Below are 26,204 nucleotides of genomic sequence, written 5' to 3'. Positions count from 1 at the left end.
CATTTCGGTGTGCGTGATACGCGTAATGGCGCGTTACCACTTGCTGCATCTATTACGGCCGTGCGCAGCCACAATGCATCACATCGAATACCACTTCGCGTGGGAGTCCATCATGAAAAGAATTGCCGCAGTATGTGTCCTCGCCGGTTCGCTCGCCGTGGCGGGCCCGGCGTCCGCGCACGGCCGCGACGGGGGCGCCATCATCGGCGCACTGATCGGCGGCGCGGTGCTCGGCGCGATCGTGACGTCGGCGATGAATCCGCCCGTCGCGTACCAGGCGCCCGTGTATCAGGCACCGGCCTATCAGCCGCCGACGTACTACCAGGCACCGGCTTACCAGCAGCCGGCTTATCCGACCTATCAGCAGGCGCAGTACCAGGACGACGGCCCGGATTACTGCTACGACCGCTATCAGCGCCCGTACGTGTGCGGCGCGCCGGTGTCGGGCGGCTATGCGCGGCCGGCCGGCTGGTAAGCGGGCACGCGTCTGACGAGTGGGCAGGCTCGGCGCTGCATCGCCGGCGTTGCCGGACTCCCGGCAGGGCGGACGACAAAAGGCCCTCGCAGTGATGCGAGGGCCTTCGTGTTTTGGCGGTCGTCTATCGGTTCGTTTCGGTTTCGTGTGAACCGTGTGCGGATACAAACGGTTGCAATTGCGTCAGTGACGATGACCGCCGCCGTTGCCTTGGCCGTTCCCGCCGCCGTCATTCCAGTCGGCGCGACGTCCGTCGCCGCGGCCCCAGCCGCCATGACGGGCGCGTTCGCCGCGGTCGCGGTCCCAGCCGCCGCGGTCACGATTCCAGCCGTCGCGTCCGCGGTCCCAGCCGCGGCGGTCGCGGTCCCAGTCGCGCCCGCCGCCACCGCCCCAGGTGTTGACCGTGCCGTACACGGGCGACGGTGCGTAGGCCGGGCCGTACGCATAGCCCGGATCGGAATAGTAGGTCGGTCCGTAGCCGTATCCGTATCCGGCGTCCGGCCCGACGACGCACCCGGCCAGCAGCGTGGCGACGCCGGCGGCGGCAATGAGCTTGAGCATGATGATCTCCGTTGGTTCCCCTATAAGTACCGCGCGCGGGGATTGCCGGCTGTTTGCAATTGTGTCGTCAAATTACAGCCTCGTAAGGTCGTGCGACGAAAGTGTTAGCATCGGGGCCTATTTTGTTTATCAGGAGCACATCGATGAAATTCGCGATCCGGGCCGTCCTGGCCGCCTTTTGCGTGACGACCGCTGCCGCCGCCTGCGCGGCCGGGCCCGCATCGGCGCCCGCCGTGTCGGCAGAATCGATCAAGATGTTCCCGCAGCCGGCGGCTGGCCAGCAGCGCGCGGTGATCGCGTTGCCTGCGCTCGAGAACGAAGGCGACGCGCGCGTCGAGCTGATGATCGGCAAGACGCTGCAGACCGACTGCAACCAGCAATGGTTCGGCGGCGAGCTGAGCGCCGAGGACGTGAAGGGCTGGGGCTATACGTATTACCGGCTGACCGACGTGAAGGGGCCGGCATCGACGCTGATGGCCTGTCCCGGCCAGGCGCCGCAGCAGCGCTTCGTGCAGGTGCGCGGTGACGGCCAGCTGCTGCGCTACAACAGCCGCCTGCCGCTCGTCGTATACGTACCGGACGGTTTCGACGTGCGCTACCGCGTGTGGCATGCGTCGAAGGACGTGCAGCACGCCGTCACGCAGTAACGCACCGACCGGCGCGGTCATGCGGGGGCGCTTGCCGCTGCATGACCGCGCGGTCTTGCGGGTTTCTCTCCGGAGCCCGTTACGCTATCCGCCGCTCGCGTCCGCGAGCGCCGGCCATGCGGTCAGCGCGGTTTGCGCGGCCGCTTCCAGATCGCGACGGCTCGCGCCGTAGCGCGTCTGAATCGACATCCCTTGTTGCAGCGTCACGTAGAAGCGCCCGATCGCATTGAGGTTCGCGTGCGCGGCGAGCTCGCCGGTTACCACATCGTCGCCAAGGCGCGCGCGTAACGCGGCGACCGTCTGCTCGCGCATCGCGATCAGCGTTTGCCGGTCGCGCTGGCGACATCGGCGGCATTCGCCGTGCAGATCAGCGCCGAAAACATGGCCAGGGCCGCGAGTGTTCGAATCATGGTCGAGGTACGTGTGCAGATGAAGGTTCGGGATTCTACGTAATCTCCGATACATGTCGATCGCGCTCGGTCAGGGTGCGATCGCGTGTCGCATGTCGTCGTGATGACGTTGCGATGAATGGAAGAGGATAACGAAATATTTCACAGGTGAAATGTGGAATTCATTTACAAAGTGATCAAGCGTACTTACGATGACGCCAATTTGGGCTAGCGGAACTTCGTATGCGTACAGTCGATCGGGCGACGTTTGCCGCGCTCTGCCTTTGTCTTGCCGCATGTGGCGGCGGTGACGACAACGCTGCCGCAGGCACGCAGACCGTTGCGGGCACATCGACATCGTCCATCGCACCTGCCGGTCCTGCATCCGGCGCATCGGCTTCATCGACGAATTCCGGCAGCCCTGTGTCGACCGCCGGGGCGACCGGTACGGCGTCCGGTGCAACGCGTCAGCCCTCCAATGGCACCACGCCCGTTCCCGTCGCCGATGTGACGGTCTTCCCGGCCGCCGACGGCAGCGACCAGGCCGACGCGTTGCAGAAGGCATTCGACAGCCTGCGTGCCGGCCAACGCCTGGTCATCGCACCGGGACGCTACGTCGTCGGGCATTCGCTTGCCGTGACGGCGCCGCAGGCAGTGATTTCCGGATACGGCGCGACGCTGGCCGCCACGAATCCGGCCGACCAGACGATCGAGATGCGCGGTGCCGGTTCGACGCTCGTCGGCGTGACGCTGGCCGGCACCGGCACGACGCGCCTCACGACGCCCGAGTCGACGAAAGTCGAGGTGACGGGCTCGGACGTGCAGGTGCTCGGCGTGACGATCCTGGGCGGCGCGAGCGCCGGGATCTTCGTGTTCGGCGGCAACGGTATCGCGATCGTGGGCAATACCGTGCGGGCGACGCTGGCCGACGGCATCCATACGACTTACGGTTCGGCCAACGTGCTGGTGCAGAACAATACGGTGGCCGGCACCGGCGACGATCTGATCGCCGTGGTCAGCTATCTCGGCGACGGCCGCCTGAGCAACAACGTGCTGATCGACCATAACGCGGTGTCGGGCAACGCGTGGGGGCGCGGCATCACCGTCGTCGGCGGGCAGGCGGTAACGATCTCGAACAATACGGTCGACGGCGTCGAGAAGGCGGCGGGGATTCTGGTCGCGCAGGAAGACAGCTGGAAAACCTACGGGTCTTCGAACGTCGTCATCAAGGGCAATACCGTGACCAACATCCAGAACGCGAACGTGAACAACGGGCTGCAGCCGACGCAGCAGGCCGCGATCGAGCTGGATACGTGGTCGGGAACCGTGTCGGATGTCACGGTGGCGGACAACCGCGTGTCGGGCTCCGGCTATGCGGGTTTCCGGGCGTACGGGAACGTCTGTTCGTTCAGTGTGACGGGCAACACGTTCTCGTCGATTGCCGGCTTGCCGGTCTGGTTGTTGACGAATGGTTGCGCGGCGAACCAGATCGTCGTCGATGCGAATCGGCTCGGGGACGGCAGTCTGCTGGTGCTGCCGGCCGGGGCGTCGCCGACGGGGACGTTTGCCGTGACGGGCGCGAATGCGAGTCTGATGCCGCAGGTCAGGACGGGGTTGATGCAGTGAGCGGCGACCATTGCGGGGCGGTGCATGCGGGTGGTGGGCGTTATGGGGACAATTCCCGCGAGGTCAGAACCGGCGGCGTTCTCCGGGCGGCGAATGTTCGGGAATAGTTTGACCGCCGACAGAATTCATGCGTCAGGAATGAAGCGGGGGCAACACGAATCGCGTGTATGGAAATGGCGTCAGACCAAGGAGTCTGCAGTTGCCTGCATGCCTGATACGGGTTGCGACTACTTTCGCTCCGAGCGGGAATCTGTTGTAATTTCACGTTTAGATACATGGTTGTCGCGTGGGCTTCCGATCCATCGACGAGATGCGTCGGCTCGGCACAGTGCGTTCATCCCTCGAGATGTCTCCCATCAGCCGCCCTTGATGGCGTCCGAGACAACTGATGTTCCACCCGCAGCGTGACAATCCTGACATCTGAAAGCCGTATCTTTTGCATTTTCGTACAACCCCTGCACCCTCGACGTGTCCGGCAAGGTTGCTAACCAGTGCATCCGGCTCAAATATTTTGGTTGTCAGACGAAGTGAAACAGTTCCTCCAAATTGTCCCGTCGCGACATCAACATGCGAGTCGCGATGACTATCCGGCTCGTCACGCTGGTTGAGTACGGCATCCGCTGTTATCTCCTTTCAGGGCAGGGCGGCTAGCCGCTCGACGTTCAACACAGGATTCTGATGAAAGCAGTCATTCTTGCGGGTGGGCTGGGAACGCGCATTTCGGAGGATACGGTCAACCGCCCGAAGCCGATGATCGAAATTGGCGGGAAACCGATCCTCTGGCACATCATGAAGATTTATTCCGCTTACGGTGTGAACGACTTCGTGATCTGCTGCGGCTACAAAGGCTACATGATCAAGGAGTATTTCGCGAATTACTTCCTGCATATGTCCGATGTCACTTTTGATATGCGGACCAATGAAATGCAGGTGCATCAGCAATACTCGGAACCCTGGAAAGTCACGCTGGTTGATACGGGCGAATCGACCATGACGGGGGGGCGTCTTCGTCGCGTGAAGAATTTCGTCAAGGACGAGGCAGCGTTCTGTTTCACGTATGGTGACGGCCTGAGTGACGTCAACATCACCCGACTCGTCGAGTATCACCAGAAGAGCAACGCGCTCGCCACCCTTGTGGCCGCGTTTCCGCCTGGGCGCTTTGGCGCGCTGGATATTCACGACAACAAGGTCACGTCGTTCAAGGAAAAGCCGAAGGGTGACGGCGGCATGATCAATGGCGGTTTCTTCGTGCTGTCGCCGAAAGTGATCGATCTGATCCCCGGCGATGCGTGCGTCTGGGAACAGGAGCCGCTCGAGCAACTTGCCGAGCAGGGCAACCTCGCAGCCTACGAGCACGAAGGATTTTGGCAGCCGATGGATACGTTGAGGGACAAGTTGCTCCTCGAAAAACTTTGGCAGACCAATGAGGCGCCATGGAAGGTATGGTCATGATTGCCCCATCGTTCTGGTCCGGAAAACGTGTCTTTCTGACGGGGCATACGGGCTTCAAGGGAAGCTGGTTGACGCTGTGGCTCCATTCGCTCGGGGCAGAGGTCACGGGTTATTCGCTCGCGCCCGACACCACGCCGAACCTGTTTTCCCTTGCACGAGTGGACGAGGGTATCGAGTCAGTCATTAACGATATTCGCGATCGCGGACAGTTGCTCAACGCACTGCGCCGTGCTGAGCCCGAGGTCGTGATCCACATGGCAGCACAATCGCTCGTTCGCGCGTCATATGCGAGCCCGGTGGAAACATACGAAACCAACGTAATGGGCACCGTGCACGTGCTGGACGCAATCCGCCAAGTACACAGTGTCCGATCGGTCGTGGTCGTTACGACCGACAAATGCTACGAAAACCGCGAATGGGAATGGGGTTACCGCGAGAATGAAGCAATGGGCGGCTACGACCCATATAGCAGTAGCAAAGGCTGCGCAGAACTCGTTACCGCCGCGTATCGCAATTCGTTTTTCAACGAAGCCGCCTACGATACACATCGCGTGGCAATTGCGAGCGCACGTGCCGGTAATGTGATCGGCGGTGGCGACTGGGCATCGGACCGTCTCATTCCGGACATCGTCAAGGCGATCGGCGCCGGCGAAATCGTCAGCATCCGCAACCCGCACGCGATTCGCCCCTGGCAGCACGTGCTGGAGCCGCTTGGCGGCTATCTGCTGCTTGCCGAGAGACTGTACGTCGAAGGGGTACGTTACGCCGGAGCATGGAATTTCGGGCCAGATGATGCCGATGCACAATCAGTGCAGGCGATTGTCGAGCGCATGGCTTCCCGGTGGGGTGACAACGCACGCTGGCAGCTGGATGGAGGCGATCATCCGCACGAGGCTACCTACCTCAAGCTCGACTGTTCAAAAGCACGTGCCCGTCTCGGATGGCGGCCCCGTTGGGACCTCGACTTAACCCTGGACAAGATCGTCGATTGGTACAAGGCGGCGCGCGAGTGTGAGGACGCGAGGACACTGACGCTTGCCCAGATCGCCGACTATACCCGGTCATAGCTATTTATCATCGCAATGAACACAGATCAAATCCGCACGCAAATCATCGAGCTCGTCAAACAGTATGGCGAGCTCGCGACTCGACGCCCTGCCTTCGAGCCTGGCCAGACGGTGGTGCCTCCGTCAGGCAAGGTGATTGGCGCACGGGAAATGGAACTCATGGTCGAGGCATCCCTCGATGGTTGGCTGACGACGGGACGATTCAACGAAGCGTTCGAAAAAAGGCTCGCGGCGTATCTCGGCGTCGAGTACCTGATCACCGTGAACTCAGGCTCGTCGGCGAATCTAGTGGCATTCTCGACCTTGACCTCGCCGAAACTTGGTGACCGCGCCATTCGTCCGGGTGACGAAGTCATCGGCGTCGCAGCAGGGTTTCCGACGACGGTCAACCCGATTCTTCAATTCGGTGCGGTTCCTGTATTCGTAGACGTCGAATTGGGTACGTACAACATCGATGCGACGAAGATCGAGGCGGCCATCTCGCCCAAAACCAAGGCGATCATGCTCGCCCATACGCTTGGCAACCCGTATAACCTCGAGGCAATCACCGCGTTGTGCAGGAAGTACAACCTGTGGCTGATTGAAGACTGCTGCGACGCGCTCGGCGCAACTTACAATGGCCAACTGGTCGGCACCTTCGGCGATATCGGCACGCTCAGTTTCTACCCGGCCCATCACATCACGATGGGCGAGGGTGGCGCGGTGTTCACCAACAACCCGGAATTGAAACTCATCGCCGAATCCTTCCGTGACTGGGGCCGCGACTGCTATTGCGCGCCCGGTAAGGACAATACGTGCGGCAAGCGCTTTTGCTGGAAGCTCGGCACGCTCCCGGAAGGCTACGACCACAAGTACACGTATTCCCACCTTGGCTATAACCTGAAGATCACCGACATGCAGGCGGCGTGCGCACTCGCGCAAATGGACCGGCTGGATGGATTCGTTCAGGCGCGCCGCGAGAATTTTGCGTATCTGCACGAGCGTTTGCAGACTTGTACGGAGCATCTGCTCCTGCCGCACGCGACACCGAACGCTGATCCGTCGTGGTTCGGCTTTCCCATCACGCTGAAGCCCGAGGCAGAGTTCTCGCGCGTCGACTTGCTGACTTACCTCGACCAGAACAAGATCGGCACCCGCTTGCTGTTTGCCGGCAACCTCACGCGTCAGCCTTATATGATTGGTCAGGAATATCGCGTGAGCGGCGCTTTGACGAATACCGACATCGTGATGAACCAGACTTTCTGGGTCGGCGTCTACCCGGGGCTGAGCCACGAAATGCTTGACTTTATCGTCGAGAAAATTGAGACGTTTGTCGGCGTCAATTTCTAGGCGTTGTCATCGATGCGGAAGCCGTACCCACGAGAAGATCTCGAACTGATCGTTCAGCATACGGCGAATGTCTGGGCGGATTTCCGTGGGGCGCGACTATTCATCACGGGTGGCACGGGTTTCATCGGATCGTGGTTGCTGGAAGCAGTCCAGCACGCCAATCGGACACTCGGTAGCGGGATCGAGGTTGTCGTACTGAGTCGCAATCCCGAAAAGGCGCGCACGTTCGCGCCGCATCTTTATGCAACTCCTGACCTGGCATTGTACGAAGGTGATGTCATCGATTTCGAAACGACGACGGGCACGATGGGTGCGATCGACCTTTGCATCCATGCAGCGACCGACGTCGCGGACATCACGAAGGCTGGCGATGGTTTGCGGGTGTTCGATGCGAATGTGACCGGTACACGTCGGGTGCTGGATTTCGCGTGCTCGAATGGTGCGACACATTTTTTGCTGACGTCGAGCGGCGCCATATACGGGCGTCAGCCCTCGACGCTGGAGCGGACGCCTGAGAGCTATTGTGGCGCGCCTGATACGCTCGACACAAAAGCGGCGTACGGGCACGGAAAGAGGTCGGCTGAATGGCTCGCATCGACCTACGGCGAGCAGCATGACATCGATGTTTCCATTGCGCGAATCTACGCGCTCGTCGGGCCGGGTATCCCGATGGACGGTCCATTTGCCGCCGGCAACTTCATCCGCGATGCGCTGGCGGGGCAGCGCATCGTCATCAAGGGCGACGGGCGGCCTCTACGCAGCTATCTGTACATCGCAGATGCCTGTATCTGGCTTCTGCGGATGCTGCACGGAGGCGTGACGGGGCGCGCCTATAACGTGGGCTCCGAACGCGCAGTGTCGATTCTCGAACTTGCTCGCATGGTGGAGACGCTATGCAGGGCACGCGAGGCCGCCGTGCCGGACATGGCGCCTGCGTCCGGTCCGGCGCCGCGCTATATACCTTCGACCTCTCTAGCGCGTCATTCGCTTGGCGTGGCGGAGTATACGACTCTGGAGTCGGCTCTTGCCAAGACGATCAACTGGAACCGAAACACGGTCATCGCATGAAGACATTTGAATCGTCCCGGCTTCGCAAGACCATTCTCGATATGGCGTTCGCAGGATCGACCGTCCATATCGGTTGTGCATTTTCCATCGTTGAGCTGCTGGCGGTGCTGTACCGCAAACACCTGCGCTACGAGCCAAGCGATCCGCGTTCTCCCGGTCGCGACTATATGGTCCTGAGCAAAGGCCACGGTGTGATGGCTCAGTATGCCTGTCTGAATGAAATAGGCTGGCTCGCCGACGATGAAATCGCCCATTACTTTGGCAATGGCACGCGCCTCAAGGGACTCGCCGACGCGCACGTGCCCGGTATCGAAGCTACGGCAGGGTCGCTCGGACATGGCCTTTCCGTCGGAGTCGGTCTTGCGTTGGCTGCGAAGCGAAACGACACCGATCAGAAGTGCTATGCGCTCGTTGGAGACGGCGAACTGAATGAAGGCTCAATCTGGGAGGCGGCGCTCTTTGCGGCCCAGTTCAAGCTGGACAACCTAATCGTCATCGTCGACGCAAATGGATTCCAGGCCATGGGCACGACAGACGAAGTGATCGGACTCGGCGACATCCAGGCCAAGTTCGAGGCATTTGGTTTCGATGCCGTCTCTGTCGATGGTCACGACGAAACCGTAATCGATCAAGCGTATCGGACACTGAAGGCCCGAAAAGACGGGCGCCCGAAAGCGATGGTGGCTCGCACGATCAAAGGCAAGGGCGTCTCGTTCATGGAGCATGAAAATATCTGGCACTACACGCGACTCACGGCGCAAACCTATGACCTCGCGATTGCCGAGCTGGGAGAGAAGCGATGAGGGATGCATTTTCTGATGCGATTGTCGGCGCGGCGCGGCAAGATCCCAAGGTTCTTCTGCTGACGGGCGATCACGGCTACGCGCTCTTCGATGCATTTCGCAAAGCATGCCCCGATCAATACATCAATTGCGGCATCGCAGAGCAGAACATGGTGGGCGTAGCCGCAGGTCTTGCCAAGGGCGGATTCAAACCGATCGTCTACGGACTCGCCGCATTTGTGCCGATTCGCGTTCTGGAGCAGATCAAGATCGATGTCTGCTATGAAGGTCTGCCGGTGACTTTCATCGGCGATGGCGCGGGAGTGGTCTACGCGCAACTGGGTACGAGCCACCAAAGTACGGAAGACATTGCTGCGCTTCGCGCGATCCCGCAGCTGTCGATATATTCTCCTGCTGACCGGTTCGAGCTGACTGCCTGCATGCAGGACATCTCGGACAGACAGGCGCCTGCCTATCTGCGGATGGGCAAGGCGGATCTTGGCGATGTGCATTCCGCTCCGATCGACTCGTGGCGCGCTGGCAACGCTGTCCCACTGACGAACGAAGCGCACCCGAGCCTTTTCATTGCGACAGGTTCGGGTGTGCGGCTGGCTCAAAAGGTCGCGGCTGCTGTTGGTGGCGCGGACATCGTCTCCGTACCCTGCATCAAACCCTTTCCTGTCGAGTCGATTCACCGGCTTGCAGCGGGCAGGCAAGTGATCGTGACGTTTGAAGAGCATTCGATTTACGGTGGATTGGGTGGCGCCGTCGCGGAAGCGCTGATGGGAAGTTTCGTCGGGACGTTCGTGCGTATAGGCATTCAAGACAGATTCAGCACGTTCTGCGGCAACTATCCCTATTTGATGGAAAGCCATGGTCTTTCCCCGGATGCCGTCAAGGTGCAAATAAAGAAGGCACTCGATGCAAGCGTCTAATTTCGACCGCGAGCCTTTGACAAAGGCGTTTGTCCAGCTATTGCGTTTTCTGGTTGTCGGAGGGCTGAACACACTGGTTGGCTACTCGTTGTTTGCGGTTCTGACTTACGTGGGTCTCGCTTATCCCGTCGCTATCGGGCTCGCCACCGTCGGCGGTGTGCTCTTCAACTTCCAGAGCGTCGGACGGCTTGTATTCGACGGTGCACCGCGGTCGCGCTTCTGGCGATTCGTCGGTGTCTACTGTGTGATCTACCTGTTGAATCTCGGCGGAGTGCGGTTGCTGCTCGGTCTTGACGCAAACATCTATATTGCGAATGCTCTGACGTTGCTTCCGCTCAGCGTCATTGCGTTTATCCTGAATCGCCGTTTTGTCTTCAACCTGTCATGAAGCATATAACCGTTGTCACGCCTTGTTTCAATGAAGAGGAAAACGTCCGGGCTGTCTACGAAGAGACACGTCGCGTGTTCTCGACGATTCCGGAGGTGACCTACGACCATCTCTTCATCGACAACGCATCGACGGATTCGACGGTCAGCATCCTGCGAACGATCGCTGCGGATGATCCGGCGGTTGGCGTGATCGTTAACGCACGGAACTTCGGACACATCCGATCGCCGATGCATGGTCTTTTGCAGGCTAAGGGCGATGCTGTCATTCTGCTGGTCGCCGACCTGCAGGATCCGCCCGAACTGATGCGCGAGTTCGTGAAGAACTGGCTCGCTGGCGCACCCGTCGTGGTCGGCGTAAAGCCTGAATCGAAAGAATCAGCGCTCTTCTTCGCGCTGCGCAGGATGTACTATCGTCTGGTCACGCAGATCGCCAACGTCACGCTGATCCAGAACTTTACGGGGTTCGGGCTTTACGACCGCAAGGTCATCGAGATCCTGCGACAGATCGATGATCCATACCCCTACTTCCGCGGCCTCGTGTGCGAGATCGGGTTCGAGATCAAACAGATTCCATACGTCCAGCCGCGCCGCAAACGGGGGATATCGAAGAACAACTTCTACACGCTCTACGATATCGCAATGCTGGGTATTACCTCGCATTCGAAGGTACCGTTGCGGCTTGCCACGATCGCCGGGTTTGTCCTTTCCGGCCTGAGCCTTTTCGTCTCGTTCATGTATTTCGTCTTGAAGCTCGTGTTCTGGAGCAGCTTCTCGATGGGCAGCGCTCCGATGCTGATCGGTCTATTTTTCTTTGCGTCGGTGCAGTTGTTCTTTATTGGCCTGCTTGGCGAGTATGTGGGCGCGATTCTTACCTATGCGCAAAAGAGACCGTTGGTGGTCGAGCGCGAACGGATCAATTCGGGTGGGACCGCCATTGAGGCTCAAGCGGCCTCGAGACCGAATTGATCGACAGTCCAGATGATCTCCTGAGCAAACGGCATGAACGATCGACCTCCCGGCAGAATCTCCCACATGCAATCGTCAGAAAATCGGTTGGCTTCCGAGTGGACTTTTTCAGGCACGCTGATGATGGTGTGTCTGGTCGTGGGCTGGCAGCTATCGGGTGCAGCCTATCTCGGTCTTCATCTCCCGCTCATCTATGGAAGCGATGGCATTTTCACTCTCTCGTTGATACAGCGTGCGGTGAGGAGTCACTGGTTCTTCAGCACTGAACTATTGGGCGCGCCGTTCGGCGCTAGTCTGTATGACTATCCGATTCCGGACTCGGGCAGTATGCTCGTGCTCAAGGTTCTTGGCCGGACTTTCGGTAATCCCGCTACCGCGCTCGACCTCTACTATTTGATTGGATTTCCACTCAATGCGGTCGCGGCATACTGGGTGCTCCGGAAGCTTCGGATCTCGAAGGTGCTGAGTTTCGCGGGAGGATTCATCTTCACGCTGCTTCCGTTCCATTTTCTTCGACTCCATCATCTCTTTTATACTTGGTACTTCGCCGCACCGATGTTCGTCTGGTTCGCCAAGCGGATCTGGGATGGTGAAATGTCTTTCAGTTTCGAGCGACGCGCCGTGAAGAGAACGCTGCTCGATGCGTTGATCCTGCTCGTGCTTTCATGTTTCGGCGTGTATTACGCGTTCTTTGGCGTTCTTTGCCTGCTTACGGCCGGCATCGTGCGATCGGTTCAGCAAAAGGCGATTAAGGCGATCTGGCCTGCCATCGTGGCCGTGGCGATCGTATCGTTCGGCATTGTGGCCAACGTCAGTCCGAACCTGTTCTATCGGATGCAGCACGGCGTTAATCAGGAAGCGGCGTGGCGCTCGCCCGGCGAAGCGGAACTATACGGTCTCAAGATCGATCAGCTTCTGCTGCCGCGGCCGGATCATCGCTATAAGCCGTTTGCCAAGCTTACGGCGGACTACTCGACGACCTTTCCGCTCGTCAACGAAAATGCCTTTGCATCGCTTGGCATCATCGGCAGCGTTGGCTTGCTAAGCCTCGTGATTTTTGTGGTCGTGCCGACGCAGCGGCGCATTCCTGAAGAGCCCCTGCAACTCCTTGCAAGTCTCACGATCGTGCTGGTGTTGTTCTGCACGATCGGTGGATTTTCCGGCATATTCAGCCTGCTCGTCAGCCCGATGATTCGAGCCTGGAATCGGGTCAGCGTATTTGTTGCCTTTATGTCAATTGCTGCGGTATTGCTGTTGATCCAGCGATATCTGTGCGCCGGCGAACGCGCTTCTCTCCGGATCGCGACGTTCACTTTGGCGTTGTGTGCATTTGCGCTATGGGATCAGACAACGTCGCCCTCTCTGACTCGTCTTGAAAAAAACAAGGTTGAATTCAATAGCGACGCGAGTTTCGCCCGTGCGATCGAACAGCAGGTTCCGGCCGGAAGTGCGATCTATCAATTGCCATACGTCGGGTTTCCCGAAGGACCCACGCTCAACCGCCTCGAGCCATACGATCTGGCACGCCCCTTTTTGCATACCAGTGCGCTCAGGTGGAGCTTCGGCGGTATGAAGGGTCGCGACGGCGATCTGTTCTTTCGCTACCTCGCACTCGAACCCGTCGCACGGCAGATAGAAGTGATCAGGCGAATCGGCTTCAACGGTATCTATATCGACCGGCGCGGTTATGCTGACAACGGCGCTGCCATCGAAGCCGAGCTTACTCGGAACCTCGGTGTTGCGCCGACTGTCAGCCGGACCGGCGACCAGGTCTTCTTTGCTCTTGCAAGCCGGTCGGCTGGAACGACCAACGTGGATCTTTCCGGAATGACAGCGCATCAGATCATGGAGCGGGCTGGCTATGTGGTCGACAAATTGGGGCCGCGGAACAACAACTCACTCAGCGAAGGCATTGACCTTACCCAAACAAGTTTTCCGAGGTTCCTCGAGAACGTTCGCGGTTTATCGATGCGAGAAGACTGGGGGCGTTGGTCGGATGCCAGTGTGTTCCCCGGTGTGGAGTTGACCTTCGTTCGGCCGCTTCCAGCACGATTCACGCTGCACGTCCGCATGCAGGGATACGGGCCGAACATTGGGAAACCTTCAAGCATCATGATTGGTCAACAGACCGAAACCGTGATTCCAGGTACCGAGATTCGCGAATTCGCGTTGCGCTTTGACAATCCCACTGCAGCACGCGCAATCTGGATCCAACCGGCTTTGCCGCGCTCTCCGCAGCAAAGCGGTACGGGTAACGATGGCCGGCTGCTTGGCGTCGGCATACAGAAGATCTGGATAACGACCGGGGACGCCCCGGCGCTGGAAAGCGAATCGCGACGATACCCCGCAGGTGCGTGATTTCGGGGCTGGAGGTGACCCGGCCACCAGCAAACAGGGCGAACCGGGATCTAGCAAAGTTCGTTTTCGGAGAAGACGAACATGAAGAAGCGCTTTGCGGAAGAGCAAATCATCGGTTGTCTGAAGGCGGCCGGGGCCGGTATGCCGGTCAAGGAGCTGTGCAGGAGCACTGGGTTCAGTGACGCATCGTTCCACCCTTGGCGCGCGAAGTTCGGCGGCATGGGGTATCTGAAGCTCGCCGACTCAAGGACCTGGACAGCGAGAACACGCGGCTCAAGAATCTGCTGCCTGGAGCGATGGTCGACATGAAAGCGCTCTAGGTAACCGCTCGCGGGCTACCGCTTCGAATGAGTTGGCCGCCGCGATCTCGGCGGCCCGTCTTGCGTCCTTCTTCGCCTCGCCCGGATCGATGCCGGCCGCGATCTGCTCGCGGGCATCGTCGCGCTTCTTCCGTGCCGTCGCAAGCGTGACGGCCGGATAGACGCCGAGGGCGAGCGTCTTCTGCTTGCCAAGGAAGCGGTAAGACAAGCGCCAGTACTTCGCGCTGTTCGGTTTGACGAGCAAGAATATCCCGTTGCCGTCCGTCAGTTTGTATGGTGCCGCGCTGGCCCTCGCGTTCCGCACCTGTATGTCAGTGAGAGGCATTGTTGGTATCTGTGTTGTTGGTATCTGCTGATACCAACAAAAATACCAACACTTTCTCTGGCTGTCACTGAGCAACGTTGGGTAACGATAGGCGCGAGAGGGCCGCCGGACGGGCTTGAGCGGGGAGTTTCTTGTGAATCTTGGGGGAGGTTTGGGGCTTGGCTGGTCCCCCCGACAGGAATCGAACCTGTATCTAGCGCTTAGGAGGCGCTTGTTCTATCCATTGAACTACGGGGAGAGCCATGTCCGCAGTTTCACGCACAGAAGACGCGAACGGGACGGCAATGTGGACAGCGCGCAGAGTATAGCAAACGCGCGGCGCATCGGCGGACGGAATGCGTGCCGATGCGCGCCGCGCGCGCTCGATCGTGTCCGGAAGCCCGAATCAGAAATCGACGACGACGAAATCTTCCTTGCCCACGTCGCACAGCGGGCAGCGCCAGTCGGCGGGAATGTCGGCGAAACGGGTGCCGGCGGGGATGCCCTCGTCGGGCAAGCCTTCCGCTTCGTTGTAGACCCACCCGCAAATCAGGCAGACCCAGCTCTGGTATTCGGTTACTTCGCTCATGTGGTGCTCGGAATGATGAAAATCTGTGATGCCGTCCGCGGCGTGGCCGGCGGACGAAAGGCGCAATGGTACCGGAATTTCGCCGAACGCCTCTGCAACGTCGTTTTAAACGTGCGCATCGCGAACAACGGACGTCATCGCGCGGGCCGCGCACGCAGTGTATGCTTCGTGAGCCTTTCAATCTGAAGGAGGAAACGATGCTCAACAAGAAGTGGATCGCGGGTGCGGTATGTGTCGCGGCGCTGGCCGTGTCGACGCTCGCGCGTGCCGAGGCGCGCGTGTTCTTCGTCGAGCCGAAGGACGGCGCGACGGTGTCGAGCCCCGTGCACGTGAAGTTCGGCCTCGAAGGCATGGGGCTCAAGCCGGCCGGCGACATGACGCCGGATACGGGCCACCATCACCTGCTGATCGACGGCAAGCCGGTGCCGAAGGGCGACGTGATCCCCGCGACGGACCATTCGCTGCACTTCGGCAAGGGCCAGACCGAAACCGACGTGACGCTGCCGCCCGGCCAGCACACGCTGACGCTGCAGCTCGGCGACGGCGCGCACCGCTCGTACGGTCCCGAACTGAGCTCGACGATCTCGGTCAACGTGAAGTAATCGCACTGCCCGCATGCGCGCACCCGGCCGGGAAGCTGCGGCCGGATGCCCGCCGCGGGGGCTGCGCAACATCGCCGCGTCGCATGCCGGCCCCGTCCGCCGGGCGCGCCGTCATGCCGCCGCGGCACGAAATGAACCGCGCACCGGCCTAGTCCGTCCGGCCATCCCGGCGCAGGCGTCCGCCACCGGTACAATGGGCGCTTCCGATTTCTCTCTTCGCCGTCTCCCCATGTCGCTTTATTCCATTACCGGCGCGCAACTCGCGTTCGGTCACGTCGCGTTGCTCGATCACGCGGATTTCTCGCTGGAGGCCGGCGAGCGCGTCGGCCTGATCGGTCGCAACGGCGCGGGCAAGTCGTCGCTGCTGAAGATCGTCGCCGGGCTGGCGAAGCCCGACGACGGGCTGATCACGCGCCAGCAGGAGCTCGTGACCGTCTACGTGCCGCAGGAGCCCGAGTTCGAACCGGGCGCGACCGTGTTCGATGCCGTCGCGTCGGGGCTCACGCACACGCGCGAAGTGCTCGAAGAATACGATTCGATCGCGCACCGCCTCGCGGAGACGCCCGAAGGCGCCGAGCACGACGCGTTGCTCGCGCGGATGAACGCGCTGCAGTCGTCGCTCGATGCCCACGATGCATGGAACTGGCGTACGCGCGTGTCGATGACGCTCGCGCAGATCGGCCTGACGGACGGCGACGCGCAGGTCGACGCGCTGTCGGGCGGGATGCAGAAGCGTGTCGCGCTGGCGCGCGCGCTCGTGCTCCAGCCCGACGTGTTGCTGCTCGACGAACCGACCAACCACCTCGACTTCGACGGCATCCGCTGGCTGGAAGAACTGCTCGTCGCGCAGCGCGCGGGCCTGCTGTTCATCACCCACGATCGCGCGTTCCTCGACCGCGTCGCGACGCGCATCGTCGAGCTCGACCGCGGCCGGCTGCTGTCGTATCCGGGCAATTTCTCCGCGTATCAGACGCGCAAGGCGCAGCAGCTCGAAGTCGAGCGCGTGGAAAACGAGAAGTTCGACAAGCTGCTCGCGCAGGAAGAAGTGTGGATCCGCAAGGGCGTCGAGGCGCGCCGCACGCGCAGCGTCGGCCGCATCGCGCGGCTCGTGCAGATGCGCAACGAGCGCGCGGAGCGCCGCAATTCGCAGGGCAACGTGAAGCTCGACGTCGCGCAGGGCGAGAAGTCGGGCAAGATCGTCGCGGAGTTGACGGACGTGACGAAGCGCTACGGCGATCGCACGGTCGTCGACACCTTCTCGACGACGGTCATGCGCGGCGACAAGATCGGTTTCGTCGGCCCGAACGGCGCCGGCAAGACCACGCTGCTCAAGCTGATCCTCGGCGAACTGAAGCCCGACGCGGGCACGGTGCGCACCGGCACGAACCTGCAGGTCGCCTATTTCGATCAGATGCGCGCGCAGCTCGACCAGGAAAAGAGCCTGGCCGACACGATCAGCCCCGGTAGCGAATGGGTCGAGATCGGCGGCGTGCGCAAGCACGTGATGAGCTATCTCGGCGATTTCCTGTTCGCGCCGGAGCGCGCACGCTCGCCGGTGAAGTCGCTGTCGGGCGGCGAGCGCAACCGGCTGTTGCTCGCGCGCCTGTTCGCGCGGCCGGCCAACGTGCTGGTGCTCGACGAACCGACCAACGACCTCGACATCCCGACGCTCGAACTGCTCGAAGAGCTGCTGGCCGACTACGACGGCACGGTGCTGCTCGTCAGCCACGATCGCGCGTTCCTCGACAACGTCGTCACGTCGGTGATCGCGGCCGAGGGCGACGGCAAGTGGCGCGAATACGTCGGCGGCTTCACCGACTGGCAGATCCAGAGCGAGCGTTCGCAGCAACTCGCGCAGCAGGAGGCGGCGAAGCGCGCGGTGAAGGAGGCGGCGCCGGTCAAGGAAGACGCGGCGAAAAGCGCGGCCGGCCGAAACGCACAGCGCACGGTGAAGCTGTCGTTCAACGAGCAGCGCGAACTCGATGCGCTGCCGGAGAAGATCGCGGCGCTCGAGGAAGAACAGAAGACGATCAACGCGCAGCTGGAGGACGGTTCGATCTTCGCGAAGGATCCGCAGGAAGGCACGCGCCTGACCGAACGGTTCGCGGCGATCGACGACGAGCTCCTCGCCGCGCTCGAGCGGTGGGAGACGCTCGAGGCAAAGCGCAAGCCGGTCTGACGCCCCGTGCGCCGTGTAATTGAACTTGCGACGGCGCGCCACGCGGAACCAGTAAAATACCGCGCGTCCCGGGCAGCGCAGCGAACGCTGCGCGCCCGCTTTCGGAGCAGTCCAAGCACACCGTTGTTTCGATTCGCTTTTTTACGGAACTCAACGTTTTGTCCACGACGTTATCCACACGAGGTGTGGACAACGTCCCGATGAATGACGAAATTCAGCGCCTATGTCAACGAAGAAGCCCAGCGCGGCCTATAGCGAAGCATCGATCAAGGTGCTCAAGGGTCTCGAGCCGGTCAAGCAGCGGCCCGGCATGTACACCCGTACCGAAAATCCGCTGCACATCATTCAGGAAGTCATCGACAACGCGTCCGACGAGGCGCTCGGCGGCTACGGCAAGCAGATCACGGTCACGCTGCATGCCGACCAGTCGGTGTCGGTCGAGGACGACGGCCGCGGCATCCCGTTCGGGATGCACCCCGAAGAGGGCGTGCCGGTCGTCGAGATCGTGTTCACGCGCCTGCACGCGGGCGGCAAGTTCGACAAGGCCGCCGGCGGCGCGTACACGTTCTCGGGCGGCCTGCACGGCGTCGGCGTGTCGGTGACGAACGCGCTCGCGACGCGTCTCGACGTGACGGTCTGGCGCGACGGCAAGATCGCCGAGCTCGGCTTCGCCGAAGGCGACGTCGTGAAGCCGCTCGCGACGCAAGGCGCGGGCCGCGGCGAGAAGAAGTCCGGCACGCGCGTGCAGGTCTGGCCGAATCCGAAGTATTTCGATTCGCCGAACCTGCCGCTCGGCGAGCTGCAGCGTCTGCTGCGCTCGAAGGCCGTGCTGCTGCCGGGCGTCGAGGTCGTGCTCGTCAACGAGAAGACCGGCGAGCGCCAGGCGTGGAAGTACGAGGACGGCCTGCGCGGCTACCTGCTCGACGAGATGAACGGCAGCGAGCTGCTGATTCCGCTGTTCGAAGGCGAGCGCTTCGCCGATGCGCGTTCGACCGACGAAACCTTCGCCGAAGGGGAAGGCGCGTCGTGGGTCGTCGCCTGGAGCGAGGAAGGATCGCTCGTGCGCGAGTCGTACGTGAACCTGATCCCGACGCCGGCCGGCGGCACGCACGAGTCGGGCCTGCGCGACGGTCTCTACCAGGCGGTCAAGAGCTTCGTCGAACTGCACAACCTGCAGCCGAAGGGCGTGAAGCTGCTCGCGGAAGACGTGTTCGCGCGCGTGTCGTTCGTGCTGTCCGCGAAGGTGCTCGATCCGCAGTTCCAGGGGCAGATCAAGGAGCGCCTGAACAGCCGCGACGCGGTGAAGCTCGTATCGTCGTTCTCGCGTCCGGCGCTCGAATTGTGGCTGAACCAGCACGTCGAGCACGGCAAGAAGCTCGCCGAACTGGTGATCAAGCAGGCGCAGGCGCGCACGCGCGCCGGCCAGAAGGTCGAGAAGCGCAAGAGCTCGGGCGTCGCGGTGCTGCCGGGCAAGCTGACCGACTGCGAGACGGAAGATATCGCGCGCAACGAACTGTTCCTCGTCGAGGGCGACTCGGCGGGCGGTTCCGCGAAGATGGGCCGCGACAAGGAATACCAGGCGATCCTGCCGCTGCGCGGCAAGGTGCTGAACACATGGGAAACCGAGCGTGACCGCCTGTTCGCGAACAACGAGGTGCACGACATCTCGGTCGCGATCGGCGTCGATCCGCACAGCCCGGACGACACAGTCGACCTGTCGAACCTGCGCTACGGCAAGATCTGCATCCTGTCGGACGCGGACGTCGACGGCTCGCACATCCAGGTGCTGCTGCTCACGCTGTTCTTCAAGCATTTCCCGCAGCTGATCGAGCGCGGTCACGTGCATGTCGCGCGGCCGCCGCTGTTCCGCGTCGATGCGCCCGCGCGCGGCAAGAAGCCCGCGCAGAAGCTCTATGCGCTCGACGAAGGCGAACTCGAGGCGACGCTCGACAAGCTGCGCAAGGACGGCGTGCGCGAAACGCAGTGGAGCATCAGCCGCTTCAAGGGTCTCGGCGAAATGAGCGCGGAGCAGTTGTGGGACACGACGATGAACCCCGACACGCGCCGCCTGATGCCGGTGAAGCTCGGCGAACTCGACTACGAGGCGACCGTCGCGCGGATGACCATGCTGATGGGCAAGGGCGAGGCAGCCGCGCGACGCGGCTGGCTCGAGGAAAAGGGCAACGACGTCGAAGCGGACATCTAAACCCGCGCGGCCGGGCATGACGCCCGGCCCGGCCTCACGCCACTTACGAATACGGAATTCAGATGGACGACAATACTTCCGATCTCTTCGCCGGATCCGACGCACCGGACGCCGATGCGCTGACGCTCGGCAACTACGCGGAGCAGGCGTACCTCAGCTACGCGGTCAGCGTCGTGAAGAGCCGCGCGCTGCCCGACGTGTGCGACGGCCAGAAGCCGGTGCAGCGCCGGATCCTGTTCGCGATGAACGAAATGGGCCTCGGCCCGGACGCGAAGCCGGTGAAGTCGGCGCGCGTGGTCGGCGACGTGCTCGGTAAATACCACCCGCACGGCGACCAGTCGGCATACGACGCGCTCGTGCGTCTCGCGCAGGATTTTTCGCTGCGCTATCCGCTGATCGACGGGCAGGGCAACTTCGGCTCGCGCGACGGCGACGGCGCGGCGGCGATGCGATACACCGAAGCTCGGCTCACGCCGATCTCGAAGCTGCTGCTCGACGAGATCGACCAGGGCACGGTCGACTTCATGCCGAACTACGACGGCTCGTTCGAGGAACCGAAGACGCTGCCGAGCCGCATGCCGTTCGTGCTGCTGAACGGCGCGTCGGGCATCGCGGTCGGTCTCGCGACCGAGATTCCGTCGCACAACCTGCGCGAGGTCGCGGCGGCGGCGGTCGCGTTGATCCGCAATCCGAAGCTCACGCATGCGGAGCTGATGAACCTGATCCCCGGCCCGGACTTCCCGGGCGGCGGCCAGATCATCTCGAGCGACACCGAAATCGCGGCGGCCTATGAAAGCGGCCGCGGCAGCCTGAAGGTGCGCGCGCGCTGGAAGATCGAAGATCTCGCGCGCGGCCAGTGGCAGCTGGTCGTCACCGAGCTGCCGCCGAACACGTCGGGCCAGAAGGTGCTCGAGGAAATCGAGGAACTCACCAACCCGAAGCTCAAGCTCGGCAAGAAGACGCTCACGCCCGAGCAGCTCAACACCAAGAAGGCGATGCTCGACCTGCTCGACGCGGTGCGCGACGAGTCGGGCAAGGAAGCGGCGGTGCGGCTCGTGTTCGAGCCGAAGTCGCGCACGATCGACCAGACGGAATTCGTGAACACGCTGCTCGCGTACACGAGCCTCGAGTCGAACGCGACACTGAACCTCGTGATGATCGGCGCCGATGGCCGGCCGGGCCAGAAGGGGCTGCTGACGATCCTCGACGAATGGGTGAAGTTCCGCCAGCTGACGATGACGCGCCGCTGCCGCCATCGTCTCGCGAAGGTCGACGACCGCATCCACATCCTCGAAGGGCGGATGATCGTCTTCCTGAACATCGACGAGGTGATCCGCATCATCCGCGAGTCGGATGAGCCGAAGGCCGCGCTGATGAGCGCGTTCGGTCTCAGCGACCGCCAGGCCGAAGACATCCTCGAAATCCGCCTGCGTCAGCTTGCGCGGCTCGAGAAGATCAAGATCGAGAAGGAACTCGAGGCGCTGCGCGACGAGAAGGCGAAGCTCGAGGAGCTGCTCGCGAACGAAAGCGCGATGAAGCGGCTGATGATCAAGGAGATCGAGGCCGATGCGAAGCAGTACGGCGACGATCGCCGCACGCTGATCCAGCAGGAGAAGCGCGCGACGTTCGAGGCGAAGGTCGTCGACGAGCCGGTGACGGTCGTCGTGTCGCAGAAGGGCTGGGTGCGTGCGCTGAAGGGGCACGGGCTCGACCCGGCCGGTTTCTCGTTCAAGGCAGGCGATCACCTGTATGCGGCGTTCCAGTGCCGCACGCCCGATCGACTGATCGCGTGGGGCAGCAGCGGCCGCGTGTACTCGGTCGACGTGTCGGTGCTGCCGGGCGGGCGCGGCGACGGCGTGCCGGTGACGTCGCTGATCGAGCTCGAGTCGGGCTCGCACCTGATGCACTACTACGCGGCGCCGGCCGACCAGCAACTGCTGCTCGCGTCGAGCAACGGCTTCGGCTTCCTCGCGAAGGTCGGCGACATGGTGAGCCGCGTGAAGGCCGGCAAGTCGTTCATGACCATCGATGCGGGCGCGGTGCCGCTCGCGCCGATGCCCGTGCTGCCGAACGCGACGCAGGTCGCGTGTCTGTCGAGCGGCGGCCGTCTGCTGGTGTTCGGGATGGACGAGATGAAGACGCTGTCGGGCGGCGGTCGCGGCGTGATCCTGATGGCGCTCGACGACAAGGAAACGCTCGTGCAGGCGCTCGCGATCGACCCGGCCGGCGTGGTGCTGATCGGCACCGGTCGCGGCGGCAAGGCGCAGGACGAAACGCTGTCGTACGCGGGGCTCGCGCCGCACGTCGGCAAGCGTGCACGCAAGGGCCGCGCGCCGGAAACGAAGCTCAAGGTCGTCAACGAGCTGCGTCCGCTGCTCGGCTGACGCCGCATCCGTTGGCCGGTTCGACCGGCATCGAAGGCCGCACCTCCGCTTCGGCGGGCGTGCGGCCGGTTCTTTTTTGCGCGACATACTCAGGTAAGCGCGAGTGGCGCCGTCACGCGGAACTTGCAAAATATTGTGAAATTCCGCCAGGGGTCTGAACCGCGCGGCGGCGCGCCGGTCGAACGTCGCTCGAGACCGCGCATGACGCGGCCGTTCGTTGCACACAACTCATACCAGGATTGCCGCCATGTCCCACGCCGTTGCCGTCGCGCTGTTTCTTCATCTGCTGGCCGTCGCCGTGTGGGTGGGCGGGATGGTCTTCGCGAACTTCTGCCTGCGCCCGGCGCTGTCCGACCTGACGCCGCAGTTGCGACTGCCGCTGATCGAGGGCGTGTTCGGCCGTTTCTTCAACTGGGTGTCGGGCTCGGTGATCGTGATCCTGCTGTCCGGCGGTTTCCTGCTCACAGCATTCGGCGGCGCGCACGCGACGTGGACGCTGCACGCGATGGCGGGGCTCGGTGTCGTGATGATGCTGATCTTCGGCCACATCCGCTTTGCGCTGTTCCCGCGCATCCGCCGCGCGGTTCAGGCGCAGAACTGGCCGGACGGCGCGCGCGCGGTGAACACGGTGCGCCTGCTCGTCGTCGTCAACCTCGTGCTCGGCGTCGTGACGATCGGCGCGGCCGTGCTGTCGCGCGGCTTCTGATCGCGAACACCTGACCTTGCGGCGCCGTTCGGCGCCTGCCGCCGGCGCGATGCCGCGCGCCGCTACGCGGCCAGCATCGCATCGAGCAGCCACGCGCCGGCCGGGCCGAGCGGCCGGTTGCGCGACCACACCGCATCGACCCGCACGCGGCGCGGCCAGCCGCGCGAGCGCAGCTCGCACAGGCGATCGCGCGCGAAGTGCTCGACCATCCAGCGCGGCAGCTCGGCCCAGCCGAACCCCAGCACCGCCATCTCCAGCAGCATCAGGTAGCTCGGCGCGAGCCAGCGCTGCGTGCCGATGACGATCCGGTCGTCAGCGCCGCGATCCTCCGGTTTCACGTACGTGTTGAGGCGCAGCTCGCGCGCGTCGCGCAGCGCCGAATGCGGCACGTCAGCGTCGCCGCAGGCCGCCAGCGCGTGCGTGCGCCCGACGAACAGCCCGATCTCCGATTCCTCCGCCACCGTCGCCGCGCCGATATCGGGCGGGTAGACGGCGCGCGCGGCCATCAGCCCGAGCTGTGCGCGGCCCTGCTGGATCAGGTCGAGCACGTCCTCGTGTTCGGCAATCTGGCATTCGAGTTCCAGCGTCGGAAAGCGCCGCTCGAGCGCCATCAAGGTTTCCTCGTAACGCTTCGATTGATACGTATCGGACACGACGAGCGTCAGCCGTGCTTCCTCCCCCTGCGCGAGCCGCGCGGCGGTGCGGTCGATCGCCGCGCCGGCTTCCAGTGTGCGCTGCACCTGCGGCAGCAGCGCGCGTCCGGCATCGGTCAGCGTCGGTGTGCGCGTCGAGCGGTCGAACAACTGCACGCCGAGATCGATCTCGAGGTTCGCGATCGCTTCGGACACCGTCGACTGGCGCTTGCCGAGCTTGCGCGCGGCGGCCGTGAACGAGCCGAGCAGCGCGGCTTCGGCGAAGGCGAGCAGGGCTTCGGGGGCGTGGCGCATGCGTGGATCTCACATCGTTGTATCGGTAAAACCGATGGTATCAAACTGGATTCATGCAGGCACGCCGATCAAAATGGCCGACATTTGCTGCACAACCGAATTGGAGGGAACCATGAAACAGATGAACAAAACGGTGACGGAACGCCTCGTTCACGCGCTGACGTTCGAGCTGGTGGCGATCGCGCTGTGCGCGCCGATCGGCGCGTGGCTGCTCGATATGCCGGTGTCGCACGTCGGCGTGCTGACGGTGATGGTGTCGCTGATCGCGATGGCCTGGAACATGACGTTCAACACGCTGTTCGACCGTTTCGAGCGCCGCGCCGGCCTCACGCGCACGCTCGGGATGCGGATCGCGCACGCGGTCGTGTTCGAACTCGGCCTCGTCGCGATGGTGGTGCCGGTGGCCGCGTGGTGGCTGAACGTGAGCCTCGTCGAGGCGCTGCTGCTCGACCTCGGCATCGTGCTGTTCTTCCTGCCGTACACGTTCTGCTTCAACCTCGCGTACGACGCGCTGCGTGCACGTTGGGTCGCGCGCCGCGTCGCGGTGCAGGCGAGCTGAGCGGCAATCGTCCGGCGGTGGTGGGAGGGGTTGCCGTCAGTGCGCGATGGCGGCCCACAACAGCCATCCGCCGCATACGATCGCGACCGCACCGTAGACGGCGTACACGGGCACCTTGAAGCGCGCGAAGCACAGCGTCGCAAAGGCGCCCGTGAGCCAGTAGACGGGATCGGCCGGTTCGCGATGCAGGATCCTCACGACGGCGACGACGAGAAAACCCGTCGTCGCCGCGCGCAGCAGGCGCATCCCGTGCTCGAAGCGCGAGTGGCGCTTGAGCCGGAACAGATGGTTCTGCGCGAACACGACGAGACACCCCGACGGAATGAACAGCGCGGCGGTCGCGAGCAGCGCGCCGGTCCAGCCGTCGGTCAGGTAGCCGAGAAACGGCACGACGTTCAGCAGCGGGCCGGGCGACACCGGCGACAGCGCGAACGCGAGCGTGAAGTCGTGATCGGAGATGCCGGTGGCCGGCGACACGAACAGCGTCTTGAGCACGGGCAGCGCGGAGAAGCCGCCGCCGAACAGCGTCATGCCCGCGCCGGCGAGCCGCGGCCACAGCAGCGTCTCCTGGTAGTCGCCGGGCAGCGGCAGCGCGAACAGCGCGACGAGCACGGCGAGCAGCACGAGCAGGTTTCGGTCGCGTTTGGACAGCGTGAAGTCGACCGCGTCGTGTTGCGGCGGCCCGGTCAGCCAGCCGGCAGCGAACGCAGCGAAGAGAATCCCGACGAAAGCGGCCGGACTATGCGCGAAAGCGAGCAGAATCGTCGAGAGCGCGGCGATCGACCGTTCGAGCCGTGTGCTCGCGAGCGTGCGCAACTGCTTGACCCACGTGACGCCGATCAGCGCGGCAAGCACCATCCCGAAGTGATTGATCAGCATCGGCGCGGCGAGCGAGCGCACGATCGGCGTGCGGTAGAAGATCGCGAACAGCGTCATCAGCACGGAGAACGGCAGCACGCTCGCGATGCCGGCGATCCATGCGCCGATGCGGCCGTGCAGCGTCTGGCCGACCTGCACCGCGACATTGCAGCCGACGGGGCCTGGCACGAGCCATGCAAGGGCGACGAGATCGGCGAACACGTGCGGCTCGATGCGCTGCAACCGGTCGACGTAGTGGCGTTCGAGCTGCGCCATCATCGAAAGCCCGCCCCACGACACGGCGGAAATGCCGGCCACGACCTTGAACAAGGCCCATAGGGATGCCTGTGTCTGTTCGACACGTTCGGCCGCTTCGACTTCGATGGTTGTCATGACGGTGCTGTTGGCGCTGGGCCTGGTCTCGCGCGTGGAAACGTGCCGGCGGCCCGCCGACACGATGGCCCTCCCGATTGTCCGCCGCGCATCGTGACACTGCCATGCGCGA

At 62.8% G+C, this 26,204-nt stretch carries 22 protein-coding genes, 1 tRNA gene and 3 pseudogenes; 19 read left to right on the top strand and 7 right to left on the bottom strand.

The features are described 5' to 3' along the window. The first annotated feature begins 73 nt into the window (after positions 1–73). Complete coding sequence (locus tag WS45_RS32640) at positions 74–475, top strand: hypothetical protein (RefSeq protein WP_059703483.1); 402 nt, start codon at positions 74–76, stop codon at positions 473–475. Positions 476–658: 183 nt separating this feature from the next. On the opposite strand, the gene WS45_RS32635 is transcribed toward WS45_RS32640, so the two are convergent. Further along, positions 659–1,036, bottom strand: a complete 378-nt coding sequence (locus WS45_RS32635) for a hypothetical protein (RefSeq protein ID WP_059703482.1) — start codon at positions 1,034–1,036, stop codon at positions 659–661. Positions 1,037–1,179: 143 nt separating this feature from the next. On the opposite strand from WS45_RS32635, the gene eco reads away from it, so the two are divergent. Beyond that, positions 1,180–1,683, top strand: coding sequence for a serine protease inhibitor ecotin (gene eco, locus WS45_RS32630; protein ID WP_059689437.1), 504 nt, complete (start codon positions 1,180–1,182; stop codon positions 1,681–1,683). Positions 1,684–1,767: 84 nt separating this feature from the next. Here the strand turns inward: eco and WS45_RS32625 are convergent. Next, positions 1,768–2,013, bottom strand: a pseudogene (locus WS45_RS32625) (TetR/AcrR family transcriptional regulator); the annotation flags it as partial. Positions 2,014–2,435: 422 nt separating this feature from the next. On the opposite strand from WS45_RS32625, the gene WS45_RS32620 reads away from it, so the two are divergent. From WS45_RS32620 to WS45_RS34575, 11 genes and pseudogenes are all read left to right on the top strand, one after another. Further along, positions 2,436–3,698 (top strand): right-handed parallel beta-helix repeat-containing protein, encoded by a 1,263-nt coding sequence (locus WS45_RS32620; protein WP_373559455.1) that lies wholly within the window; start codon positions 2,436–2,438, stop codon positions 3,696–3,698. Between the two features lie 678 nt (positions 3,699–4,376). Continuing rightward, positions 4,377–5,150 (top strand): glucose-1-phosphate cytidylyltransferase, encoded by a 774-nt coding sequence (gene rfbF / locus WS45_RS32615; protein WP_059527428.1) that lies wholly within the window; start codon positions 4,377–4,379, stop codon positions 5,148–5,150. Then, complete coding sequence (gene rfbG, locus WS45_RS32610) at positions 5,132–6,217, top strand: CDP-glucose 4,6-dehydratase (RefSeq protein WP_257140721.1); 1,086 nt, start codon at positions 5,132–5,134, stop codon at positions 6,215–6,217. Before rfbF ends, rfbG begins: the two co-directional genes overlap by 19 nt. A 15-nt stretch (positions 6,218–6,232) precedes the next feature. Beyond that, the gene (rfbH, locus tag WS45_RS32605) at positions 6,233–7,546 is read left to right on the top strand and encodes a lipopolysaccharide biosynthesis protein RfbH (protein WP_059703479.1); all 1,314 of its coding nucleotides are present in this window, start codon (positions 6,233–6,235) and stop codon (positions 7,544–7,546) included. Positions 7,547–7,558: 12 nt separating this feature from the next. Beyond that, positions 7,559–8,614 (top strand): NAD-dependent epimerase/dehydratase family protein, encoded by a 1,056-nt coding sequence (locus WS45_RS32600; RefSeq protein ID WP_059703478.1) that lies wholly within the window; start codon positions 7,559–7,561, stop codon positions 8,612–8,614. Beyond that, positions 8,611–9,417, top strand: coding sequence for a transketolase (locus WS45_RS32595; protein WP_059703474.1), 807 nt, complete (start codon positions 8,611–8,613; stop codon positions 9,415–9,417). Before WS45_RS32600 ends, WS45_RS32595 begins: the two co-directional genes overlap by 4 nt. Next, the gene (locus WS45_RS32590; protein WP_059703472.1) at positions 9,414–10,331 is read left to right on the top strand and encodes a transketolase family protein; all 918 of its coding nucleotides are present in this window, start codon (positions 9,414–9,416) and stop codon (positions 10,329–10,331) included. The genes WS45_RS32595 and WS45_RS32590 overlap by 4 nt, the downstream gene beginning before the upstream one ends. Further along, positions 10,318–10,719: a GtrA family protein gene (locus tag WS45_RS32585; protein WP_059703470.1), complete on the top strand. Its 402-nt coding sequence runs from the start codon at positions 10,318–10,320 to the stop codon at positions 10,717–10,719. Before WS45_RS32590 ends, WS45_RS32585 begins: the two co-directional genes overlap by 14 nt. Continuing rightward, complete coding sequence (locus WS45_RS32580; protein WP_059703464.1) at positions 10,716–11,687, top strand: glycosyltransferase family 2 protein; 972 nt, start codon at positions 10,716–10,718, stop codon at positions 11,685–11,687. The genes WS45_RS32585 and WS45_RS32580 overlap by 4 nt, the downstream gene beginning before the upstream one ends. A 33-nt stretch (positions 11,688–11,720) precedes the next feature. Further along, the gene (locus tag WS45_RS32575) at positions 11,721–14,045 is read left to right on the top strand and encodes a DUF7024 domain-containing protein (protein ID WP_059703462.1); all 2,325 of its coding nucleotides are present in this window, start codon (positions 11,721–11,723) and stop codon (positions 14,043–14,045) included. 81 nt (positions 14,046–14,126) lie between these two features. Further along, positions 14,127–14,362 (top strand): annotated as a pseudogene (locus WS45_RS34575) (transposase); the annotation flags it as partial. Between the two features lie 10 nt (positions 14,363–14,372). Here WS45_RS34575 and WS45_RS32570 read toward each other — a convergent pair. The 3 genes and pseudogenes from WS45_RS32570 to WS45_RS32560 all read right to left on the bottom strand — a co-directional run. Beyond that, a pseudogene (locus WS45_RS32570) lies at positions 14,373–14,690 on the bottom strand (Arm DNA-binding domain-containing protein); the annotation flags it as partial. 163 nt (positions 14,691–14,853) lie between these two features. Then, a tRNA-Arg gene (locus WS45_RS32565) sits at positions 14,854–14,928 on the bottom strand. Positions 14,929–15,075: 147 nt separating this feature from the next. After that, positions 15,076–15,258, bottom strand: a complete 183-nt coding sequence (locus WS45_RS32560; RefSeq protein WP_006478164.1) for a rubredoxin — start codon at positions 15,256–15,258, stop codon at positions 15,076–15,078. Between the two features lie 197 nt (positions 15,259–15,455). On the opposite strand from WS45_RS32560, the gene WS45_RS32555 reads away from it, so the two are divergent. The 5 genes from WS45_RS32555 to WS45_RS32535 all read left to right on the top strand — a co-directional run bounded on the left by WS45_RS32555 (position 15,456) and on the right by WS45_RS32535 (position 23,335). Further along, complete coding sequence (locus tag WS45_RS32555) at positions 15,456–15,860, top strand: DUF4399 domain-containing protein (protein WP_059528288.1); 405 nt, start codon at positions 15,456–15,458, stop codon at positions 15,858–15,860. 229 nt (positions 15,861–16,089) lie between these two features. Continuing rightward, positions 16,090–18,039: an ATP-binding cassette domain-containing protein gene (locus tag WS45_RS32550; protein WP_059689435.1), complete on the top strand. Its 1,950-nt coding sequence runs from the start codon at positions 16,090–16,092 to the stop codon at positions 18,037–18,039. A gap of 223 nt (positions 18,040–18,262) precedes the next feature. After that, positions 18,263–20,245 (top strand): DNA topoisomerase IV subunit B, encoded by a 1,983-nt coding sequence (locus tag WS45_RS32545; RefSeq protein WP_059527399.1) that lies wholly within the window; start codon positions 18,263–18,265, stop codon positions 20,243–20,245. A gap of 62 nt (positions 20,246–20,307) precedes the next feature. Next, entirely contained in the window at positions 20,308–22,629 is a 2,322-nt protein-coding gene (gene parC, locus WS45_RS32540) for a DNA topoisomerase IV subunit A (RefSeq protein ID WP_059703460.1), read from the top strand. Positions 22,630–22,876: 247 nt separating this feature from the next. Next, positions 22,877–23,335, top strand: coding sequence for a CopD family protein (locus WS45_RS32535; protein WP_059448642.1), 459 nt, complete (start codon positions 22,877–22,879; stop codon positions 23,333–23,335). Between the two features lie 62 nt (positions 23,336–23,397). On the opposite strand, the gene WS45_RS32530 is transcribed toward WS45_RS32535, so the two are convergent. Then, positions 23,398–24,282: a LysR family transcriptional regulator gene (locus WS45_RS32530; protein WP_059703459.1), complete on the bottom strand. Its 885-nt coding sequence runs from the start codon at positions 24,280–24,282 to the stop codon at positions 23,398–23,400. Between the two features lie 112 nt (positions 24,283–24,394). Here WS45_RS32530 and WS45_RS32525 point away from each other — a divergent pair, with 112 nt between their 5' ends. Continuing rightward, positions 24,395–24,841, top strand: a complete 447-nt coding sequence (locus WS45_RS32525; protein WP_059527391.1) for a multidrug/biocide efflux PACE transporter — start codon at positions 24,395–24,397, stop codon at positions 24,839–24,841. Positions 24,842–24,877: 36 nt separating this feature from the next. On the opposite strand, the gene WS45_RS32520 is transcribed toward WS45_RS32525, so the two are convergent. Continuing rightward, positions 24,878–26,092 (bottom strand): chromate transporter, encoded by a 1,215-nt coding sequence (locus tag WS45_RS32520; protein ID WP_059703457.1) that lies wholly within the window; start codon positions 26,090–26,092, stop codon positions 24,878–24,880. Positions 26,093–26,204 lie beyond the last annotated feature (112 nt).

Source organism: Burkholderia sp. RF2-non_BP3, from assembly GCF_001522185.1.
Taxonomy (GTDB): Bacteria; Pseudomonadota; Gammaproteobacteria; order Burkholderiales; family Burkholderiaceae; genus Burkholderia; species Burkholderia diffusa.
Note: the sequence above shows the minus strand (reverse complement) of the source record. Positions and strands in the feature narration are given on the sequence as shown.

What these genes read in the sequence shown, in the direction of transcription:
- WS45_RS32595 (WP_059703474.1), top strand. Translation starts at nt 8,611, where the DNA reads ATGAAGACATTTGAATCGTCCCGGCTTCGCAAGACCATTCTCGATATG.
- rfbH (WP_059703479.1), top strand. Translation starts at nt 6,233, where the DNA reads ATGAACACAGATCAAATCCGCACGCAAATCATCGAGCTCGTCAAACAG.
- WS45_RS32525 (WP_059527391.1), top strand. Translation starts at nt 24,395, where the DNA reads ATGAAACAGATGAACAAAACGGTGACGGAACGCCTCGTTCACGCGCTG.
- rfbF (WP_059527428.1), top strand. Translation starts at nt 4,377, where the DNA reads ATGAAAGCAGTCATTCTTGCGGGTGGGCTGGGAACGCGCATTTCGGAG.
- eco (WP_059689437.1), top strand. Translation starts at nt 1,180, where the DNA reads ATGAAATTCGCGATCCGGGCCGTCCTGGCCGCCTTTTGCGTGACGACC.
- WS45_RS32635 (WP_059703482.1), bottom strand. Translation starts at nt 1,036, where the DNA reads ATGCTCAAGCTCATTGCCGCCGCCGGCGTCGCCACGCTGCTGGCCGGG.
- WS45_RS32555 (WP_059528288.1), top strand. Translation starts at nt 15,456, where the DNA reads ATGCTCAACAAGAAGTGGATCGCGGGTGCGGTATGTGTCGCGGCGCTG.
- WS45_RS32535 (WP_059448642.1), top strand. Translation starts at nt 22,877, where the DNA reads ATGTCCCACGCCGTTGCCGTCGCGCTGTTTCTTCATCTGCTGGCCGTC.
- WS45_RS32640 (WP_059703483.1), top strand. Translation starts at nt 74, where the DNA reads ATGCATCACATCGAATACCACTTCGCGTGGGAGTCCATCATGAAAAGA.
- WS45_RS32600 (WP_059703478.1), top strand. Translation starts at nt 7,559, where the DNA reads ATGCGGAAGCCGTACCCACGAGAAGATCTCGAACTGATCGTTCAGCAT.
- WS45_RS32580 (WP_059703464.1), top strand. Translation starts at nt 10,716, where the DNA reads ATGAAGCATATAACCGTTGTCACGCCTTGTTTCAATGAAGAGGAAAAC.
- parC (WP_059703460.1), top strand. Translation starts at nt 20,308, where the DNA reads ATGGACGACAATACTTCCGATCTCTTCGCCGGATCCGACGCACCGGAC.
- WS45_RS32520 (WP_059703457.1), bottom strand. Translation starts at nt 26,092, where the DNA reads ATGACAACCATCGAAGTCGAAGCGGCCGAACGTGTCGAACAGACACAG.
- WS45_RS32560 (WP_006478164.1), bottom strand. Translation starts at nt 15,258, where the DNA reads ATGAGCGAAGTAACCGAATACCAGAGCTGGGTCTGCCTGATTTGCGGG.
- WS45_RS32585 (WP_059703470.1), top strand. Translation starts at nt 10,318, where the DNA reads ATGCAAGCGTCTAATTTCGACCGCGAGCCTTTGACAAAGGCGTTTGTC.
- WS45_RS32590 (WP_059703472.1), top strand. Translation starts at nt 9,414, where the DNA reads ATGAGGGATGCATTTTCTGATGCGATTGTCGGCGCGGCGCGGCAAGAT.
- WS45_RS32545 (WP_059527399.1), top strand. Translation starts at nt 18,263, where the DNA reads ATGTCAACGAAGAAGCCCAGCGCGGCCTATAGCGAAGCATCGATCAAG.
- WS45_RS32550 (WP_059689435.1), top strand. Translation starts at nt 16,090, where the DNA reads ATGTCGCTTTATTCCATTACCGGCGCGCAACTCGCGTTCGGTCACGTC.
- rfbG (WP_257140721.1), top strand. Translation starts at nt 5,132, where the DNA reads ATGGAAGGTATGGTCATGATTGCCCCATCGTTCTGGTCCGGAAAACGT.
- WS45_RS32530 (WP_059703459.1), bottom strand. Translation starts at nt 24,282, where the DNA reads ATGCGCCACGCCCCCGAAGCCCTGCTCGCCTTCGCCGAAGCCGCGCTG.
- WS45_RS32575 (WP_059703462.1), top strand. Translation starts at nt 11,721, where the DNA reads ATGAACGATCGACCTCCCGGCAGAATCTCCCACATGCAATCGTCAGAA.